The 18,246-nt window shown below is 61.3% G+C and carries 16 protein-coding genes and 1 pseudogene; 6 read left to right on the top strand and 11 right to left on the bottom strand.

What is annotated here, in order from left to right:
• Positions 1-251: 251 nt before the first annotated feature.
• Positions 252-1,253, top strand: coding sequence for a tyrosine-type recombinase/integrase (locus ACFC3J_RS13610; protein WP_375196700.1), 1,002 nt, complete (start codon positions 252-254; stop codon positions 1,251-1,253).
• Here the strand turns inward: ACFC3J_RS13610 and ACFC3J_RS13615 are convergent.
• The gene (locus tag ACFC3J_RS13615; RefSeq protein ID WP_375196701.1) at positions 1,238-1,435 is read right to left on the bottom strand and encodes a helix-turn-helix transcriptional regulator; all 198 of its coding nucleotides are present in this window, start codon (positions 1,433-1,435) and stop codon (positions 1,238-1,240) included. The two genes, ACFC3J_RS13610 and ACFC3J_RS13615, sit on opposite strands and share 16 nt — an antisense overlap.
• Positions 1,436-1,615: 180 nt before the next feature.
• Here ACFC3J_RS13615 and ACFC3J_RS13620 point away from each other — a divergent pair, with 180 nt between their 5' ends.
• Positions 1,616-2,419, top strand: coding sequence for a fructosamine kinase family protein (locus ACFC3J_RS13620; protein ID WP_375196702.1), 804 nt, complete (start codon positions 1,616-1,618; stop codon positions 2,417-2,419).
• Positions 2,420-2,638: 219 nt separating this feature from the next.
• On the opposite strand, the gene ACFC3J_RS13625 is transcribed toward ACFC3J_RS13620, so the two are convergent.
• The 9 genes from ACFC3J_RS13625 to ACFC3J_RS13665 all read right to left on the bottom strand — a co-directional run bounded on the left by ACFC3J_RS13625 (position 2,639) and on the right by ACFC3J_RS13665 (position 11,925).
• The gene (locus ACFC3J_RS13625; RefSeq protein WP_375196703.1) at positions 2,639-3,538 is read right to left on the bottom strand and encodes a hypothetical protein; all 900 of its coding nucleotides are present in this window, start codon (positions 3,536-3,538) and stop codon (positions 2,639-2,641) included.
• Positions 3,539-3,558: 20 nt separating this feature from the next.
• Positions 3,559-6,102: a fimbria/pilus outer membrane usher protein gene (locus tag ACFC3J_RS13630; RefSeq protein WP_375196704.1), complete on the bottom strand. Its 2,544-nt coding sequence runs from the start codon at positions 6,100-6,102 to the stop codon at positions 3,559-3,561.
• A gap of 4 nt (positions 6,103-6,106) precedes the next feature.
• On the bottom strand, positions 6,107-6,871 hold the full coding sequence (locus ACFC3J_RS13635; protein ID WP_375196705.1) for a molecular chaperone: 765 nt from the start codon (positions 6,869-6,871) through the stop codon (positions 6,107-6,109).
• Between the two features lie 16 nt (positions 6,872-6,887).
• Positions 6,888-7,457: a hypothetical protein gene (locus ACFC3J_RS13640; protein WP_375196706.1), complete on the bottom strand. Its 570-nt coding sequence runs from the start codon at positions 7,455-7,457 to the stop codon at positions 6,888-6,890.
• A gap of 34 nt (positions 7,458-7,491) precedes the next feature.
• The gene (locus ACFC3J_RS13645) at positions 7,492-7,992 is read right to left on the bottom strand and encodes a hypothetical protein (protein WP_375196707.1); all 501 of its coding nucleotides are present in this window, start codon (positions 7,990-7,992) and stop codon (positions 7,492-7,494) included.
• 127 nt (positions 7,993-8,119) lie between these two features.
• Complete coding sequence (locus ACFC3J_RS13650; protein ID WP_375196708.1) at positions 8,120-8,614, bottom strand: hypothetical protein; 495 nt, start codon at positions 8,612-8,614, stop codon at positions 8,120-8,122.
• 226 nt (positions 8,615-8,840) lie between these two features.
• Positions 8,841-9,116, bottom strand: coding sequence for a hypothetical protein (locus ACFC3J_RS13655; RefSeq protein ID WP_375196709.1), 276 nt, complete (start codon positions 9,114-9,116; stop codon positions 8,841-8,843).
• 241 nt (positions 9,117-9,357) lie between these two features.
• Positions 9,358-10,671 carry an NAD(P)/FAD-dependent oxidoreductase gene (locus ACFC3J_RS13660; RefSeq protein WP_375196710.1) on the bottom strand — a complete coding sequence of 438 codons (1,314 nt, stop codon included), beginning with the start codon at positions 10,669-10,671 and terminating at the stop codon, positions 9,358-9,360.
• Positions 10,672-11,925 (bottom strand): nitrate/nitrite transporter, encoded by a 1,254-nt coding sequence (locus ACFC3J_RS13665; RefSeq protein ID WP_375196711.1) that lies wholly within the window; start codon positions 11,923-11,925, stop codon positions 10,672-10,674. It abuts the gene before it with no gap.
• A gap of 81 nt (positions 11,926-12,006) precedes the next feature.
• Between ACFC3J_RS13665 and ACFC3J_RS13670 the strand changes: the two genes are divergently transcribed.
• The gene (locus ACFC3J_RS13670; protein WP_375196712.1) at positions 12,007-12,576 is read left to right on the top strand and encodes a TetR/AcrR family transcriptional regulator; all 570 of its coding nucleotides are present in this window, start codon (positions 12,007-12,009) and stop codon (positions 12,574-12,576) included.
• Positions 12,577-12,616: 40 nt separating this feature from the next.
• Here ACFC3J_RS13670 and ACFC3J_RS13675 read toward each other — a convergent pair whose 3' ends face one another.
• On the bottom strand, positions 12,617-14,845 hold the full coding sequence (locus ACFC3J_RS13675) for a TonB-dependent receptor (protein ID WP_375196713.1): 2,229 nt from the start codon (positions 14,843-14,845) through the stop codon (positions 12,617-12,619).
• Positions 14,846-15,126: 281 nt separating this feature from the next.
• Here ACFC3J_RS13675 and ACFC3J_RS13680 point away from each other — a divergent pair, with 281 nt between their 5' ends.
• From ACFC3J_RS13680 to ACFC3J_RS13690, 3 genes and pseudogenes are all read left to right on the top strand, one after another.
• Positions 15,127-15,501: a RidA family protein gene (locus tag ACFC3J_RS13680; RefSeq protein ID WP_375196714.1), complete on the top strand. Its 375-nt coding sequence runs from the start codon at positions 15,127-15,129 to the stop codon at positions 15,499-15,501.
• A 48-nt stretch (positions 15,502-15,549) separates the two neighbouring features.
• Positions 15,550-17,151: a GMC family oxidoreductase gene (locus tag ACFC3J_RS13685; protein ID WP_375196715.1), complete on the top strand. Its 1,602-nt coding sequence runs from the start codon at positions 15,550-15,552 to the stop codon at positions 17,149-17,151.
• A gap of 230 nt (positions 17,152-17,381) precedes the next feature.
• Positions 17,382-18,207 (top strand): annotated as a pseudogene (locus ACFC3J_RS13690) (IS5 family transposase).
• Positions 18,208-18,246: the final 39 nt, after the last annotated feature.

Here is an 18,246-nt window from a genome sequence, read left to right on the forward strand (position 1 = left end):
CTCGTCAGGCTCATAACCTGAAGGTCGCAGGTTCAAATCCTGCTCCCGCAACCAAACTTTGGTCCATATGGACCAACAACGTTCCAAATGGGCGTCAAAAAAATGCCTGTTTTCAGGCTTTTATCTCATGTAACATGATCTCCTATGGGATCATAACCGCTTAGGTGGTTTGCATGGGATTTGTTGGTCTTTTTGTTGATTTTTGGGACAAGATTTCAAATCCCACGCACCGTTTTCAGGAGTCCTGACCGGTGCTGACCAACAGTCTCATTCAATCGATTTTACCTTCCGAGCGCCCCATCAAGAAAGCCGATGGCGGCGGTTTGCACATCTGCGTCCTGCCCAACGGCAAGACCGAGTGGCGCCTTGCCTACCGCTTTGATTACAAGCAGAAGACGCTCAAGGGCGGCACTTATCCGGACGTCAGCATCGACCGCGCGCGGCTATGGCGCGAGGAGATGAAGGCGCTCCTCGCCGAGGGGAAAGACCCGGCCCATATCCCCCTGCTCCAGAAATATGAGATCAAGGCCGAGAGCACGACCTTCCAGCAACTGGCGGAGGAATGGCTCGCCGTGAAGCGGGAAGGATGGTCGGCCCGCTATGCCGGCGTTATCGAGCGGCGGCTTGAGGCGGATATCTTCCCCACCATCGGCAAGAAGAAGGTCCGGGAGATCATCCCGCAGATGATGCTGGAGGCCTTGCAGAAGATCCAGGATCGCGAGGCGCTCGAAATGGCGCATCGCGTCCGGGGCTATTGCAGCGAGATTTTCCGCTATGGCATCCCCAGCGGTCGCGTCATGTCCGATCCCTGTCGCGATCTGGGATCGGTGATGCGCAAGCGGGCGCGGGTCAAGCATCGCTCCAAGGTGCCGATCTCGGAACTGCCGCGCTTCTTTGCCGCGCTGAACGCTGACACCGGCTCACGGCTTAGCCATCTTGCCTTGCGGTGGACTATTCTCACGATGGTGCGGACCCAGGAAACCCGCCATGCCCAATGGAGCGAGTTCGAAGGACTGGGCGGGCCGAAGCCGCTGTGGCGCATTCCCGCCGAGCGGATGAAGATGCAGTTGGAGCATCTGGTCCCGCTGCCGCCGCAGGCCGTCGAACTGCTCCGCGAACTCAGGGAACTCAACGTCTACGGCAAGTTCGGCAACGAGGAGGCCGAGCGCGCTTCGAAGGCTATCGTCATTGAGGACAAGACCCCGAACAAGAAGCCGGTCGAAGCGCTGGGCTGGTTTCAGTCGTCCTGGTAATCGGCCGGAGACCGCATCCAACGCATGATCCGCGACGGGCGCCAGGCCACCGCCCTGGCGCCTATTTTTTCGGGCGCGGGAAAGGTGCCAAGGTGGATGTCGCGATAGATGGAAGCCTTGGGCTTCCCTGTTTTCTGGATCACCGCCCTGAGGCGAAGAAATTGCTCACTCATATCGTCCATTGCAAACCAAGCTCCTGTCCCGGTCTGCCCGCGCCCATAATATGCCGCGTTTATAATGGGCGATCAAGGGCATGTCGGCGCAAATAGGCGACGTACTGGCACGGTTTTGGCCATCTGTCGTCGCTATGCCTGACAACCCAAAGCGCCTATCACTGATCTGAGATAAAAAGGGATCGCTGTGTGAGGTCGATATTCGTGCGCGCGGGCCATTTGCTGGGGGCTCGCGTCGAAAGCGTGACGCAAATTTCCGGCGGCAGCTTCTCTTCGGTCAGCCGGCTTGGCCTGGTTGGTGAGGGGACCGCGATCGCGAAGACCGGCTCGCTGGTGGCCGTCGACGCCACGATGCTGGAGGCGCTGCGCGGAAGGGGCGTGCCGACGCCGACGATCCTCGCGACGGAAGCCGAATTGCTGATCCTGGAGGAACTGCCGGTCGCGGGGCGGCTTGCCCATGCATGGGCAAACCTTGCGGACATTCTCGATCATCTGCATCTGCCAACCGCCGGCGCCTATGGTTGGGACTCTGATTATGCCTTCAGCAACGTGGCCATTCCGAACGGTCGGAAAAGCAGTTGGGTCGAATTCTGGAGCGACAACCGGTTACGGTGTCATCTTCCCCATGTTGATCGCCATCTGGGCGATCGCCTTGAGCAACTGGTCCGGCGGTTGGGCGACTTCCTGCCCGATCATCCCCCGGCCGCCCTGCTTCATGGCGATCTGTGGGGCGGCAATATCCTGGTCAATGACGTCAGCATATCCGGCTTGATCGATCCGGCAGCCTATTATGGCCACCGGGAAGTCGATCTGGCGATGCTCAGCCTGTTCGACAATCCCCCAGTCCCATTCTACGAAGCTTGTGGTCTTGAAGAAGGGTGGCGTGAGCGGCAGCCCATATATCGCTTATGGCCGCTCCTCGTGCATGCGCGCTTGTTCGGCGGCAGCTATGTCAGGCAGGCATCCGCCTGCCTAAGCGAGATTGGGTTTTAACGACCCATTCACGACATCCAGAAGCCAACTTTGGGTACCCAGCAGCGGACCGTCCGGTTTCCCGCCTGCGAGATGCGCGATGGTCGCAGCCCGCACGGGAGCAACATAAGCGGGAGCGCCGCTTTAACCTTGATGAGAAAAGCAGATTGAAGCACGGCTTTACGCTCACCCTGTCGCTGTGAAGACAACTTCCCCTGACAATTTCCAGGATCTCGGCGTTCAGGTGCCAGGCGATAAGGTAAGTGTGATGACGTCCTTATAGGTACCCGCCAGTTTCCCCGATGGAAGGGCTGGCAGCGTCAGCACCAAAGACTTGTTCCCACCGCCGACACCGGCGCGCGATAGATTATTTAATGAAATCCCGGCGGCTGGAACAGTTTGCCCGTCAAACGTCATATTATACGGAATGGTAGAGTTCGCAGGGACCGGACTTTGCGCGCCGGTCAATATCATCTGATTGCCGTTCTGCGTGGAAACGCTGGCATTGATGGCCCCAGTGCTCTTGAGTGAAATGGCAAGACTCTGTGCGATGCTGGTAAAACTACCAAAATCGATCGTCTGCGGCCCAGCCGTGACTACTTGCAGCAGATTAGGAACGCTCACATTCAACGTCGGACCAGTCCCTGTGACGCCCGCGCCCATGGAATTACCGCCATTATTGTAGCATTGAACGAAATAGCTCGTTGCCTGGCTATATGAACCAGAGACGAAATCTTCCACCGCGCTGTTGACGGCAATTGTCAAGGTGGTCGTCGCGGTGCCCGTAGAACCTTGGAAATTCACCACGACACTATTGGCTGTCGTGGGTGTCGATGAATTGACAACTTGCGATACAATGCTGCCCATCATGCTGTAAATAGGCCCCGGAAAGCCATTTAGCGATCCCACTCGCAAAGGGGTCGCAGTGTCGGTGTCGAGGATCAATACGCGCGCTGTAGCTGCGCTGTTGTTATTAGAGCCTTTGGAAACAGTCACGGTAATGGTGGCCGTTTGCTGTGACCCATTGGGAAAAGGACTCCAGGAGACATTGGGTGACTGCGGTGAAAAGCTGACACTCGCACCGGAATTACAGGCCATTGCACCCTGCGCCCAACCCAGCGCCAGCACTCCGGCTGCCAAGCGTCTCCAAGTCCCCCTCATTACCGTCCTCCACCCATTTTCACCGCCCGGACCTCGCCAAGCTGAAACACGTCGTTCGTGCCCTCGCCCACATCAAATTCGAATATCGTCGGCGGCTCGGTCGGCATTTCAATGCGCCAGCTGCCGGGACGCATGCCCTGCATCCCGAACTTGCCGTTGCGGCCAGTGAAGATCGTCAGCGGCTCTTTCTTCGGATTGCGCAAGTCGATCGCCTTGCCTGCGAGCAGCGAAATCGGCTCGCCATGGGTGTCGATCAGCTTGCCGAACACCAGCAGGTGATAATCCGACCCGACCACCATGCGGTAACCCGATCGGTGCGGCGCATGAATCTGCACATTGCCCTGACCCAGATCATAACCGCTCGGCGCGTCGGGCACGTCATAGGTAACTGTCCGGTCCGAATAGGGGCTGAGGTCCGGGACCAACCCCGGTCCGAGATGCCCGGATCGCGCGGTTTCCCCCTGCCGCTGCGGGTCGAGGCGCAGGGCTTTGTCCTTCAGGCTGGCGTGCGGCACCCCGATCAGGAAGCTGTCAGTAATCGGCCGGCCGACTGCAAAAACTCCGTCAGCAAAGGCGATCGACGTCCCCATGCGCAATGAACTGCGCTGATCGAGCGCATTTGTTCCATCCCGCCAGGCCGCAACATGGCTGAGGCCGATCTCGGCGCGGTTGGCAAGATAGGTGGCGCCCAGATTGGCGGTGGTTCCCATGCCGGTACGATCGGCATCGGCGGACAGCGACCAGGCACCGACGCCCTGTCCACCCGAATCCTGCCAGGAAGCCTGCAGCTGCCCATGCGAGGTCAGTTCCGCCCGCGTCTGACCCCGCTGGCCGAAACGGTGGACGATGCCGATTCGTACCAACGCGACATCGCGGCGGTCGAAACGATGATATTCCGCCTGTCCATCCAGCCGGGTCGTGGTCGTGAGGGCAACCCCGAACAGGCCGCGAATGCTCAAATCCTGCGGCCGGGTCGAATCCCGTCGCGTATAGCGCATGTCCGCGCCCAAATAACGATCTCGTCCGAAAACATTGTTGTATGACAGGGCCACAGCCAGGTGACGGGACGATTGCGGCGTCAGCGCATAGTCGGACACAGTGACAAAGTCGCGGCTGCGATATTCGACCGAAGCGCGCAACGATTGCGATCGGAAACCATTCTGTCCCTGCTGCAATATTTGGTAAGTGGCCGCCACCGCCCCACCTTTGCGGCCATCGCGTCGGTGTGACGCCGCGAGGTCCAATCCGATCAGGCCGAGACGCGACCCGAAGAGCATTTCCAGCCCGGCCTGCTGCGTCCGCGCATCGCCCTGCGCATTGAAACCCGCCGTCCATTGCGGCGACAGCCCACGGCGAATGAAACCCGATGCAATTGCATGGCCGGAATAATCCAGTCCTGCGCGGGTCGGCCGGGACAGCATCCCCGCGTTCAGCGCAAATTCGGTTAACCCCGGCTCCAGCAGGGAGCGGTCGGAAAACAGGCTGAAATTGATGCTGCGTCGCGCGCCGGTGTCATCCTCAATCACCAGTTGCACATCATTAGCGCCATCCGCCAGCGGGAAATCGGACAGGGAATAGGTGCCCGGCTGCATCCGGCGCCGTTCGACCGATCGGCCGTTGACGAAGATTTCGACCGTGCCAGGTGCGGCAATGGTGAAGCTCTGCGCGCCGGTGGAACGCACCTGACGCTGCGGCTGCAATTCGCTGTAGAGACGGCTGACCGACAGGCCGCCCAGCGCAGGCGCAGACTGGAATGCGCGCGCAGCCGGTTGCAGGTCGCCCGCGATCCAGCGCATGTCGCGACGCAGATCATCATAAAGCAGACGCGTTTCCACTCGGCGAAAGTCCGGCTCGCCGCCACGAGCTGAGGCGTAGCCCTCGCCCTCGGCCACCATGCCGCCCAGCCGCACCGCGCCATCAATGCTGGCTATGGGGGCCAGCACGCCCGCTGCCGGCTCATTGTAAACCGCATCGGCCGACGCGCGGACATTGACATAGCCCGACAGATGGGCCGGCTCCAACGTGACTGCCCGCTCGCCGCTTGCCCCGCGCAGCGTCAGGTTGCGGGGGCGGCGCGCGCCCACCGGAATGACGATATAGAGGGCAAGCCGCTGGCTGTCATAGACCAGCACGATGCCTTGCTTGCCCAGCACTGTGCCGTCGAGGGTAGGCGAACGGGCCGCCGCCTGCCGGAGCGGTTCGAGCGCGGCATCGGTCAGCAGTGGCTCCAGCAATTGCAGGAAGCGGGGCGCCGCAACCGACAGGTCATCATTGGGTGAAACCGCAAGATCCACGTCGCCCAGATAGGTCGGGCCATCGGTCAATGGAACGATGAAGCGCAGCGTCCGGCGAGTCGGATTGATCCGGCCCCGCTCCACCGCCGGCAGTGCGGGGCCAATCCCCTGCCCGGCAGTGGGCACCGCATTCGGCGCCGGCTGCAGCGGCATCACTGACGTGGCGCCCCAGGCTTCGCGATTCAGGCCCATCGCCACGGCAAGCAATGCAGTCCTGCGCAGCAGCCTGCGCGCGCCGATCCGCGGCACCGGCTCACCTCTGCCGCTCTTCCAGCATGGTGGCCGTGACCTGCCCGTTCTTCGAGGGCAGTTCGATCGGGATGGTCAGCGTCCGCGTCTGGTGCGCAGCGACAAGGCCATAACCGACCAGTTGCTGAAATTCCGCGCCGCTCATGGTGCGGGAGAAAATCTCCTTGTTGGCCACATCCTTCTCGCTGATCGCGATGCGATACTGGCTGAGGTAGCCATAGGCGTCGCCGTCATTCCGAACATGCAGGACGGGCGCAGGCTTGCCCTCATGCTCACCGATAGAGGTCGACTGGATGCTCAGTGCCGGCTTGCCCGCCGGGGACGCGACATTCACCAGCACCTGGAAATTATATACAATCTGAACCGCCGACTGCCCCTCCGGCAGCTTTACCGGCAACTGATTGAAGCCCACATAATAATGGCGGCTCTCCGTAAGCGCCGGATCACCGGCCCACTGCACACGGAAAGTCTGGGTCTGGCCTGCCGGTATGATTGCGCTGGGCGGCACCACGATCAGATTTTCATCATCGGGGCCCGCGGGGCTGAAGCCGTCCGCGCCGGCCTTCAGCGGCTGGACCAGCACTTCCATCGGCAATGGACTAGCGCCTGTATTGTTGACGCTGACATTGGCGACGACGCCCCGTCCCGCCGATTGCAGATCGACGACGACAGGCGAAACGGTGGTCGCCTGCACCGGCATCGCGGATACCATTGCGGTCGCCACGACCAGTGGCGCCCATTTCATCTTGTACCCAACCATCATGCTCATGACCCTTCCCCCAAAATCAGATCGACGGCGCGAGGTTCAGGATGATTGTCGCGCTGTAGGCGCCATCCACCGGCTTTGCGCTGTTCGCCGAACTGCCTTTGTTCGTGGATAGGGTGAAGTTGCTTACAGATATGATAATGGTCCCCGATTTGGGCGCGGCTTGCGATTGCGCCGTCCCGGTATAGAGGATGGTGGTGCCCAGCGACGTGGCATCGCCGGTCGTCACCCTCGCCGCATTGGGCGACCAGCCTGATGCGGTGGCGGTATAGTTCACCGCCTGCGACTGCGACGGCGTCAGGCTGTTGCGCGCTGCATTGAGCCGCAACGACCGCGCCGAGATGGCGATGATCGAACCAGTGTTGCAAGAGAGACCGGAAATTGTCCAGCTCAGATTGGCGAGCGCCGGATCGAGCTTGCCACTGGCGGGCACGACGGTTGAAAAGGTGATCGGTGCCGTCGAGGGCAAAGCGCATGTGCCCTTGACCACGCCCTTCACCTGTACGGTCGCGGAAGCAGGAGCAGCCTGCGCCGGAAGCACTCCGACGCAGGCGGGAAGCAAGACACCGATTGCAGTCAACCTGCGCATGTTCCCCGATCCCCTGGTGCGACCCTTCATTCTATCAAGCACCCGGCGTCAAGGTGACCTTGATCGTGCCGGTATAGCTGTCCGCGACCGGGATCGCGGTGGTAGCATTGGTTGACGCGGTAACGCTCAACGTATCCGCCACGATGCCCACCGTGGTCCCGGCGGCAGCGATATCTGTCGCGCCGAGCTTGACGGCTGGCGTGAAATCAACGGTATCAGTGAAGGATGCATTGGGCGGCGTCACATTGTTCGCCTTCATTGCGACATGCTCGAAGCTGACCTTGGCGCCAGCTTTGTTACACCAGACGCTGGCGGTTGCGGTGGCCGCACTATCGCCGCCCGTGGCGAAGCCGGTCGAATTGCTCGTGCTGATCGTCGAGAAGGAAATCGGGTTGAGGCTGAAGGTCGAGCATTTCGATCCAACAGTGCCGGTCACATCGATGGTAACCGATTGCGCCTGGCCGGTCTGCGCCAGCACGGGCGCCGCCTGCATGGTGGCAAGGGCAACCGCCCCCATCAGCAATTTCTTCATCATGGAAGGTTCCTTTCGCACTTCAGGGTTAAGGGAACGGAACTCCCCCCGCTCCCGACACAGGCTGCGGCTGACCGACTGGCCGGTTCCGCCTTCTGTCTTTGCGACCACGCGCTGCACATGATGCGGGTCATGGCTGCGCTGCGATCGATAATGTGATGGTGTCGGCATAGCTGCCCGCGACCAGATGCGAGACGCTCGGCAGCGTCCAGCTGATCCCAAGCGTTGCAGTTTTGCTGGTCGATGTGCCGTTAGCTGAGGACAGCCCAACACCCGCTGGCGACAGCGTGCAAGCCGAACCACTCGTGGTAAGATTGCTCGCGACGCAGTTGCCGCTCACCGTGCCGCCGTTATTGTCGAGCGGCACCAAAATGGTGAACTGATAGTCGAGTTTGTTAGAGAAGCTGGCAGAGGGCGCCGCAACGGCACTCTTCAGCCCTCCATTGGCGGACGTGGCCCGCAGCAGATATCTCGTATTGCAATTGACCGTCGCCGTCGCGCTCAACGAACCGCTGGCGTCGAGATTGGCATTGCTGAAGCTGGTACCTGCCCCCAGACCGCAAGAGGCGGGTATCTGTCCCGTTGCGGTGACAGTCAGCGTTTGAGCATCGCTATCAATTGGCAACGATCCCAATATTGAAGCGCATGCCGCAAAGCATCGCAGCAAACCACGAAACGTCCTCCGCATAGCCCCCCCCGCCACGCTTCCGTGTCCGATTGATATGATCATTCTGCGATTCGCATATTCACCTATTAGTAATACATCTTTCAATAGACTTAACCATAATCAACTTGGCATGTTTCATATTGATACAGAATATGTGATCAATACTTATAGTATATATCGTTTGCTATATTTGTTCGGCAAAATGCTTGATTGGCGTTCTTTCAAATCGGAAGGCTGTAAGATAATTCGGCCCCCGAAGTCCGAAGGCAGCGTTCACTTTCTGTGCCAACGCCAGTGAACGTTCATACAATCTGCAAATGAAAGTCCAAATGGACGGGTTATCGATGATCTTTAAACGATCAAAAATCCGGTTCTTCGCCGAATGACCTTCCAAGACGTTCAGGAGCCAATTTCTGGCACCCAGCTGCGGATAGTCAGGTTTCCCGTCGATGACGCCCACCAACGGTCGATTCCTGCATGTCGGATTAAGAATATGCGACTCTCGAAAGCTTCCATGCCCGCTGGAGACCAACCGCTCCTCGGACCACCTTGGCTGCCTGCCAGCGCCCAAAGTGGAAGTGTGCGCCGCCCCTCACGCTCCGTTCAGCGCTGAGACGAGATATTGCCCTCGTTCCTACCCCAGTTGGCTTACGCTCTTTCGCGCGGCCCGCATCATCGGATAAGCATGGGAGAGGCATCAGCTAGAGAAAGCCCCATCGCTGCACGGTCCGCGCAGCCGGGATCAGGATGTGGCGGATCAGCATGTCATATTTGCGGGTGAACACCGGCTCTGGCCGTTCGACCGGGAAGGGCAGGGCCGCCATGTTGTCGCGGACCAGCGCGTCTGCGAGGATCTTGCCCATCAGCGGCGCCATCACATTGCCCCACGCGTTGAAATACATCAGCCCGAATAGGCCCTGGCCCAGTTCGAACACGCCGGGAAATTGCGCCTTCCGCAAGGCGACCCGGCCCGTCCAATAATCCTCCATCTCGATTCTCATGCCGCGCGTTTCCGGCCAGACGCGGTGAAGCCAGCGCAATTGCGACTGGAAGTGCCAATGCGCGTCGTGCGCGCGGCCGACCCGCGGGATCGAGGAGAGGATGAGGCGACCATGGCGATCGCGGACCATCGGATTAAGGTCGATCGGCGCCTGCGCGAAGGTGCCGCCGCCCGGGAGAATATGGTCCAGCGCCTCGACCGGCAGCGGCTTGGTGGTCAGGGCATAGGCGGTCAGCGGATAAAAGGCCTTGCGGAAGGCCGGTTCGATCTCCGTCGGATAGGCATTGGTGCAGAAGACGACGCGATCCGCCAGCACGCTGCCCTCTCGCGTGCGGATGCGCCAACGATCGCCCGCCCGCTCCAGCGCGAGCGCCTCGCTGTCCCCATGGATGCGCGCACCGAGCCGGGCGGCGGCCGCGATCATCCCGTTGGTGAAGAGATAGGGGTTGATGCGCCCGCCATCCTCGAAAAGCACGCCATAGGGATAGGCCGCCGATCCCGTCCGCGCCTGCATCTCGTCCCCGGATAGGTGGACCAGCCTTTGCAGGCCATGGTCTTCCAGATAGGAAAATTCGCGAAGGAAACCCGCGAACGCCCGCCCGGTCTTCATCCCGTTGATATAGCCGGCGCGGACGGCATCGCAGTCGATCCCATGGCGCGCGGCCAGATCGAAAGGAATGGTGCGATGCTCCCGGAACAGGTCCAGAAATCGCCGCCCGCCGTCCGGAAAGCGGCGGAACACCGCCATGTCGCGAAGGATCGGGAGGACATGACCGGCATTGCGACCCGATGCGCCCCAACCGGGCTGGCGCGCCTCCAGCACTGCTACGGAAAGGCCCGCTTCGGCCAGGTGCAGGGCGAGAGACGACCCGGCCAGGCCAGCGCCGATGACGGTGACATCGGTGGAGATCGCTTCGGTCAGCGTTGGCCAGCCGGGAGCGATGCCCTGCGGCTTCGTCCAGCCGCTGGCGGATATCGGGACTTCGCCCCGGTCGAAGGCGGCTTTGTTCGGCATCTACTCAGTCTCCAGGGAAAGTTCGGTCAATGCGACGCAGGGGGCGTTGCGACAGAAAAGTGCGGCGAAGCTCGCCAGCAGCGTCAGCGCGCCAAGGCAGAAGACCGGCACGGCATAGCTGCGGCTCGCTTCATAGGCCCAACCCATCGCGACGGGCGCCAGCGCGCCGACAAAGCCGTTGATCGTGAAGATGATCCCCAGCATCGCGGCATAGGCGCGCTGGCCGATCATTTCAGTCAGCAGCATGGCCCCGGCCTGTGCGGGCAGACCGGCGACGCTGCCCCAAAGCATGATGAAAAGCGCGATCGCGATCCGGCCCTGCCAAAGCGGGGCACCGCCGACCCCCAGCAAGGCGAGCGTGCCCGCCGCCTGCAAGGCGAGGATGGCAGGCAGGAGGATGCGGGCGCTGATCCGGTCGGACGCCAGACCGCCGATCACCAGCCCCGGCAGGCTCATGAAATTGGTGATGCTGTAGATCGCGACCGCGTCCGCCGGATCGAAGCCGCCGTGCCGGAGATAGGCGATCAGGTTGAAGAGGATAGCGTTGAGGGACATTTGGCTGACCGTGAGCACGAAGACCAGCAGCCAATAGCCGGGCTTTTTAAGTACCTCTTCTCTCGTCAGCCCCGGCTCCGGCGCGACGTCTCCACCGGAGGTTTCGCACAGGGTGCGCGGCAGCGCATGGGCAAGCCCCGCGCAGACCAGCCCTGCCGCCCCACCGATGAACCAGAATGTTGCTCGCCAGCCCAAGGCCTCGATCAACCGCCCGCTCACCATCGGCATGGTCGCACTGGCAAGCGCGCAGGCGCCGATGAACAGCGCGATGGCGAGGCCCCTATGCCGATGAAAGCTCTGCGAGAGGACGGCGATGCCGGGGACTATCGTGGCCATGCCAACCCCAAGGCCCGCCAACGCCATTGCGGCCATGAAGGACGGCAATGCCTCGGTGAAGCCCGCCGCGATCCAGCCGCATACCGCCAGCCCGGCGCCGAGGGCGAACAGCCCGCGCACGCCGACCGTCCGCATCGCCCGGCTCACTTGCAGATTGCCGGCGCTCATGCCCAGCAGCAGCGCCACCGGCCCGGCGCCCATTTCCGTTTCGCTCCAGCGGAAATGGGGCTGCATGAGCACCATGTAGACGCTGAGCGAGGTCAGCATCCCCCCGATCAGGAGGAAGCCGATGACGGACAGGACCGCCATCACCCTCCATGGTTCAGGGGGAAGGCAGGCATCATCCTTGCCGCGTTTCACCATGATTTTCCTTCCTTCCAGACGCCGGACGCGATGGGCGATTTGTTCTTGAACAGGGTGGCCGTGGCTCGATAAGAGGGGGGCATGACGCGCGGCAGCATCCGCCCCGGAGGGCGCACGGAAAGGGTCAGGCAGACAGTGGCCGCCACCGTCTTGCAGTTCATCAAGAACGGCGAGATCGAGTTCACGATGCAGGACGTCGCGGAGCAGGCGGGCATTGCGCGCTCCACCCTTTACGCCCGCTGGCCGACGCGTGAAGCGTTGATCGTCGAAGCGCTGACAGCGCATAATGCGACCTTTCAGGTAAAGCCGCGTCGCGACTGGCGGGAACATCTGCATGTCATTGCCATCGCCTTTCGCGACTTTTCGGCGCGGCCTGACGAAATCGCCATCAATGGTTTGATCGCCCATCTCGGCTCCGGTTTCGTGAATGAGGAAACGTTGCGCCAGTGGCGCGCAATCTCGCAGGAGATGGTCGCCCCGCTGGACGCCGCCCAGCTGGAGGGCAAGATCCGCGCGGACGTGAACACGCTGATGGTGATCTCGACCCTGTTCACCTCGATCGCGGGCCTGATCGTGATTGCCAAGGACCAGCCGTCCGATGCCTATGTGCGCCAACTTGTCGACCTGCTGATTGCCGGTTGCGAAGCATGAGGGAGGGCCGCGATGGGCGCGGCCCCGTCCCGTTAATGCCTCAATAGCTGAGCTTTGCGTCCACGCCGAAAGTGCGCTTCTTCTTGAAGGAGGCGCTGCCATAGCCAAGGGCGCCGAAGTCGATACCGAAATCGATGTTGCGGTCGTTGGTGAGGTTGTCGCCCCACAAACCCAGGTCAAGCTTGCCGCCGCCGACGGCGATATCGCTGAGCGCGATGCGGGCGCGCAAAACATGATCCGGGCGTGACCGGATGTCGCGGTTGAACGGATTGATCCGGTCGAGCGTGAACCAGTAGACGGTGCTGCGATAGGAATAGTCGGCGCGCAGCGACAGGGTGCCGATGTCCAATTCATGGTCATATTGCGCGCCGGCATGGGTGTTCAGTCTGGCGGTCTGCGACATGCGCGCTTCCGACGCGACGTTGATGACTGTATCGGTCGCGGGATCGCGGTAGAGATAGTCCTTATATTTGGGCGCGGTGTAGCCGATGGAGCCGTCGATCGTCAGGCCGCGCGCCGGGATGGCGGTGAGTTCGGCTTCTACCCCGCGATAGGCGACCCGGCCCGCATTGGCGATGGTAGATGTCGCGCCGCCGGTGCCCGCCAGAAATTGCGGGATTTGCAGGTTCTTATAATCCACATAGAAGGCCGACAGGTTGGTCCGCAGGCGGCGATCGAACCATTCGGCCTTCACGCCGGCTTCATAGGATATCGCCTTTTCGGGCGCGAAGGTGTTGATCTGCGATGCGGACGGATTGATGCCGCCGGCGCGGTAGCCGCTCGATACGCGGACATAGCTCATCAAGTCCTGGCGCAGCTTGTAATTGGCGGAAACAAGCCAGGAGAAATTGTCATAGCTTACCCGCCCTTCAAGATTGGGCTGCACATCCCCGGCGAGCGTAAGCCATTTCCTGTCCCTTGTATATCGGGCACCTCCGGTCAGTTCCAGATCGCTGCCGGGTGAATAGCTGAGCTGGCCGAAGACGGCATAGGAACGCGCCTTGCCATGAAAGGCCTGTAGCGGGGAGAGGTTCACGCCCGTATCTCCGCCGGGAAGCACGAAGGTTAATTGCTGATAATTGGCTTCGGACGATTTTTCATGAAAATAGAAAGCGCCGCCGACATATTTGAACGCTCCGGATTCGCCCAGCAACTGCACTTCCTGCGAAAATTGATGCTGACGCTGCGTGGTGTAGCCGTCGTAGGGCGTCACGGGCTGCACCCCGGTCGGCAGGACGGTGCCGTCGACGAAGAGGATCGGACTTAGCGTGGACCCCAGCAACTGCCCGTTGCCAGACAGGCCGTTGGCGCCGTCCTGCCGATAGGCGCGATAGGCGGTGATCGACTTGATCGCGAGCGCGGGGACGAGCTGATAATTGAGTGTCAGGGCATGGCCGTAAACCCGCGCCTTGACACTAAAGGTCGGGTTGCCGTTCAGATCCAGCGCCGGTTGCTGTTCACCCTGCCGTAGTCCTTCCGGCCCGATCTGAAATGCTGAACCACCCAACGTCTGCGAATTTCCGTAATAGGTCCGGACGTCGTCAGTCGCGTTGACGATCTGGAAGAAAGTCGGGACGCCCTCGCGAACATTATAGTCAAAGCCGTAATTGACGGTGAGCTTGCCGAAATCGCCCTGAAGCGCCGCAGTGACGGCATCGCTGTTGAGCGCGCCGGGGTCCTTGCTCGACGGCGCCAGAATATTGTCGAAATAGCCATTTTTCTGACGATGCATGTAAGATGCGGTCGCCTTGACCGGCAGATCGCCGATCAGGCCGCTGTCGAAGCGGGCGCGAGCGAACCAGTCGTCGAACGTGCCGTAGCCGGCTTTCCCTTCAAAGCCCGCCTTGTCACTGGGCTTGCGGCTGACGAGTTGGATCGCGCCGCCGACGCTGTTGCGGCCGAACAGCGTGCCTTGCGGTCCGCGCAGCACCTCGATGCGCTCCATATCGACCAGATCGAAAATCGCCCCGGCCGATCGGGCGATATAGACGCCGTCGAGATAGATGCCGACGCCCTGCTCCGACACGGCGCTGGGCGACGCGTTGCCGATGCCGCGAATGAACACTGACGCCGCGGTGATCGATGCGGGCTGCGCGCTGATGCCGAGATTGGGGGTGAATTGCGACGTCGCGACGACATCGCGGATATTGAGCCTGTCAAGCATCTCGCCCGTCAGCGCCGTCACGGCAACCGGCGTATCCTGAAGATTTTCGCGCGTTCGCCGCGCAGTCACGACGATGGTGCCCAGCTGAGAATCGGTCTGAACCATGGGCCTTTCCGCGTGCGTTTCCGCCGCTTGGGCGGCGCAGCAAGTGACGCTCAATGCTGCGCCAGATAGCAGGAAAATGCGCGAATAATGCCGTAATATCATGAAATCCCCCTCATTTTGCGTAGCAAATCGTGTTTATCATTCTTGATTCCTTGCATGCTGGCACAAACTTTTATCTTAAACAAGACATTGTGTAGTGTTTGTGTCCCGACTATGATGATCTTCCGGCCGCCGTCGTTCGCGACGGGCTCCCGCAAATCATGAAAACTGAGAGGGAAGAGATGTCTGATACCAATGCCGCAGCCAGCTATGGCTATTGCGAAGCGCGCGTCGCTGGCCGCATCCTTTTTTGTTCAGGCCAGATCGGGACGGAGGCGGACGGGAGCGTGCCGCCCGATCCGTCTCGCCAATATGAGCTGGCCTTCGCCGCGCTTGGAGAGGTGCTGAGCCGGCATGGATGCGGAGCAGGCGATATCGTCGATCTCACCTCCTTTCACCTCGGCTATCCCGCGCATATGGATGCCTTCATGGCCGCGAAGGCCATTTTCATGGAGGGCGCAAGCTGCTGCTGGACCGCGATCGGTGTCAGCGCGCTGGGCCATCCCGGCTCGATCGCAGAGATCAAGGCTGTCGCCCTGCTGCCTCACGCCGTGTAGCGCGCACTTTCCCCCGCATTTCCATTCCTCTCCCCTTGGAGCGACCGCATGCAGTCTGGCACGGAATTTGACTATATCATCGTGGGTGCGGGATCGGCGGGATGCGTCCTCGCCAACCGGCTTTCCGCCGATCCGGACATTCGGGTCCTGCTCCTCGAAGCGGGCGGACGCGATCGCAACCCCCTGATCCACATTCCCGCCGGTTTCTTTCCGATGCTGCAAGGCGGGATGGTAAGCTGGCATTATCAGACCGCACCGCAGCAGCATCTCGACAATCGCATATTAGCCGATGCGCGGGGCAAGGTGCTCGGTGGAAGCAGTTCCATCAACGGCATGTGCTACAGCCGCGGCAGTCCCGAGATTTTCGACCATTGGGCGAGCCGGGGCAACAGCGGCTGGTCCTATGAAGAGGTGCTGCCCTATTTCAAGCGCGCCGAGTGCAGCCCCCATGGTGATGATCATTTCCATGGCGGCCGCGGTCCCCTTCCGGTCACGCGGGCGGAGATCCGCAATCCCGGCCAGCGGGCATGGATCGAGGCGGCGCAGCAGGCGGGCTATCCCTATAGCGACGATCATAATGGCGCCGCGCCGGAAGGCTTCGGTCCGTCGGAGCACACCATCCGCCAAGGCCGCCGAATGAGTACTGCCGTCGCCTATTTGCATCCGGTGCGGAGACGACGGAATCTCACCGTTCGAACGCGGGCGCATGTTACCCGCCTGCTACTGCACGGCCAGCGTGCTGTCGGCGTCGAATATCGGCGAGGCAGGGAGATGCGTCAGGTCCGTGCCGCCCGCGAGGTGATCGTCAGCGGCGGCACTTTCCAGTCCGCCCAATTGCTGATGCTATCGGGTATCGGCGCGGGCGATCACCTGAAACCGCTCGGGATCGGCACCGTCGTCGACCTCAAGGGCGTCGGCCAGAATCTCCATGACCATATCGGCACGCAGGTTCAGATCGGCTGTCCCAAGCCTGTTTCCGACTATAAATTCGCGACCAGCCCGATGCGCATGGCAATCGCCGCCCTGCGCTACATGATCACACGCGGCGGCCCGTTGGCCAACAGCGGGACCGATGCGGTGGCCTATCTGCGATCGGGCGCGTCTGGGCATGACGAACTCGATCTCAAATATTATTTCCTGCCCATGCTGTTGGGTATGGGCGGCCGGCCGGTGCGGGAACATGGCTTCACCAAGCTGGTGATCCTCACCCGGCCGGAAAGCCGGGGTGAGCTGAAGCTGCGCTCCGCCGATCCCATGGACCAACCGATCATCGATGCGAATTATCTTGCCGAGGAACGCGATCGCGACGCGTTGCGCTGCGGCATCCGGATAGCGCGGGAGATTTTTGCGCAGCCCGCTTATGCCCGTTTTCGGGGCCAGGAATATGCTCCCGGCGCCTCCTGCATGAGCGACGCCAGCCTCGATGGCTTCTTCCGCAGCACATGCAACGTCAATTATGAAGCGGTCGGAACCTGCCGCATGGGTCAGGACACGCTCGCGGTGGTGGATGAGCGGTTGCGGGTGCATGGGATCGACGGGCTGCGGGTCGTCGACGGATCGGTCATGCCGCGCATAACCACCGGCGATCCCAATGCGACGATCATCATGATGGCTGAAAAGGCCGCTGACATGATCCTGACGGGGGAATGAGGACCAAGGAAAAGATAATGTGCATCCCCTAACGGGGATAGTTCCTCAACGCTGAGCTGACTGTCTCCTGAACGCTTCATTCTTGCCCTGCATATAACCGAAGCGGGTGGCGCCTTTCGAATTACAAGCAGCCTTGCGAGCCGACAAACACGCGTAAATCGAAACGTCCGCTCTTAGAGCCCGTTTGAGAATGGGTTGATCGATTGCTGATGGTCTGATTCAAGCTCGGGATGTGGACCCGAGCGAGCCGTGGCCGAATGGCTGGATTTGAGAAGCGATCGAAGCGTTACCCGACCGACCTGACCGACGAGGAGTGGCTGTTCATCCAGCCGTTCGTTCCGCCGGTGCCGAAGCGGGGGCGCAAGCCGACGACCGACCTGCGCGATGTTCTCGATGCGCTGCGCTACCTTGCGCGGACGGGCGGCGGCTGGCGGATGCTGTCGAACGACTTCCCGCCCTGGCAAACGGTCTACTGGTGGTTCAGGCGGTTCGTCCGCCGGCTCCTGTTCCGCACGCTCCACGATGTCGCGCTGATGCTCGACCGCGAGCGCGAGAACCGGGAGCACAGTCCGACCGCAGCGGTCGTTGATAGCCAGTCGGTCAAGGCGCCAGCGGCGGAAAAGCGGGGTTTTGATGCTGGCAAGAAGGTCGTCGGCCACAAACGACATATCGCAGTCGACACCGATGGCAGGCTGCTGATGGTCAACCTCACCACCGCAGACATCTCCGACAGCGCCGGCGCCCAGGCCATCGTCGCAGCCATCCGCAAGCGCTGGCCCTGGCTCAAGCACCTGTTCGCCGATGGTGCCTATGACCGCACCCGCCTCATGGACGCGGCCGCCTATCGCGACTTCGTCCTCGAGATCGTGCGGCGCACCGATAAGGAGCCGGGCTTCAAGGTCCTGCCCCCGACGTTGGCTCGTCGAGCGAACCTTCGGCTGGATGACCAGATGGAAGCGCCTCGTCCGAGACTATGAACAGCGCCTCGACGTCTCCGAAGCCATGATCCACGTCGCACTCGGAAGCCTCATGCTGCGCAGGATCGTTCATCCATGACCATTCTCAAACAGATGGGGTGATTGGGGCTCAGCCCCG

It is taken from the genome of Sphingobium sp. (genome assembly GCF_041987595.1).
Taxonomy (GTDB): Bacteria; Pseudomonadota; Alphaproteobacteria; order Sphingomonadales; family Sphingomonadaceae; genus Sphingobium.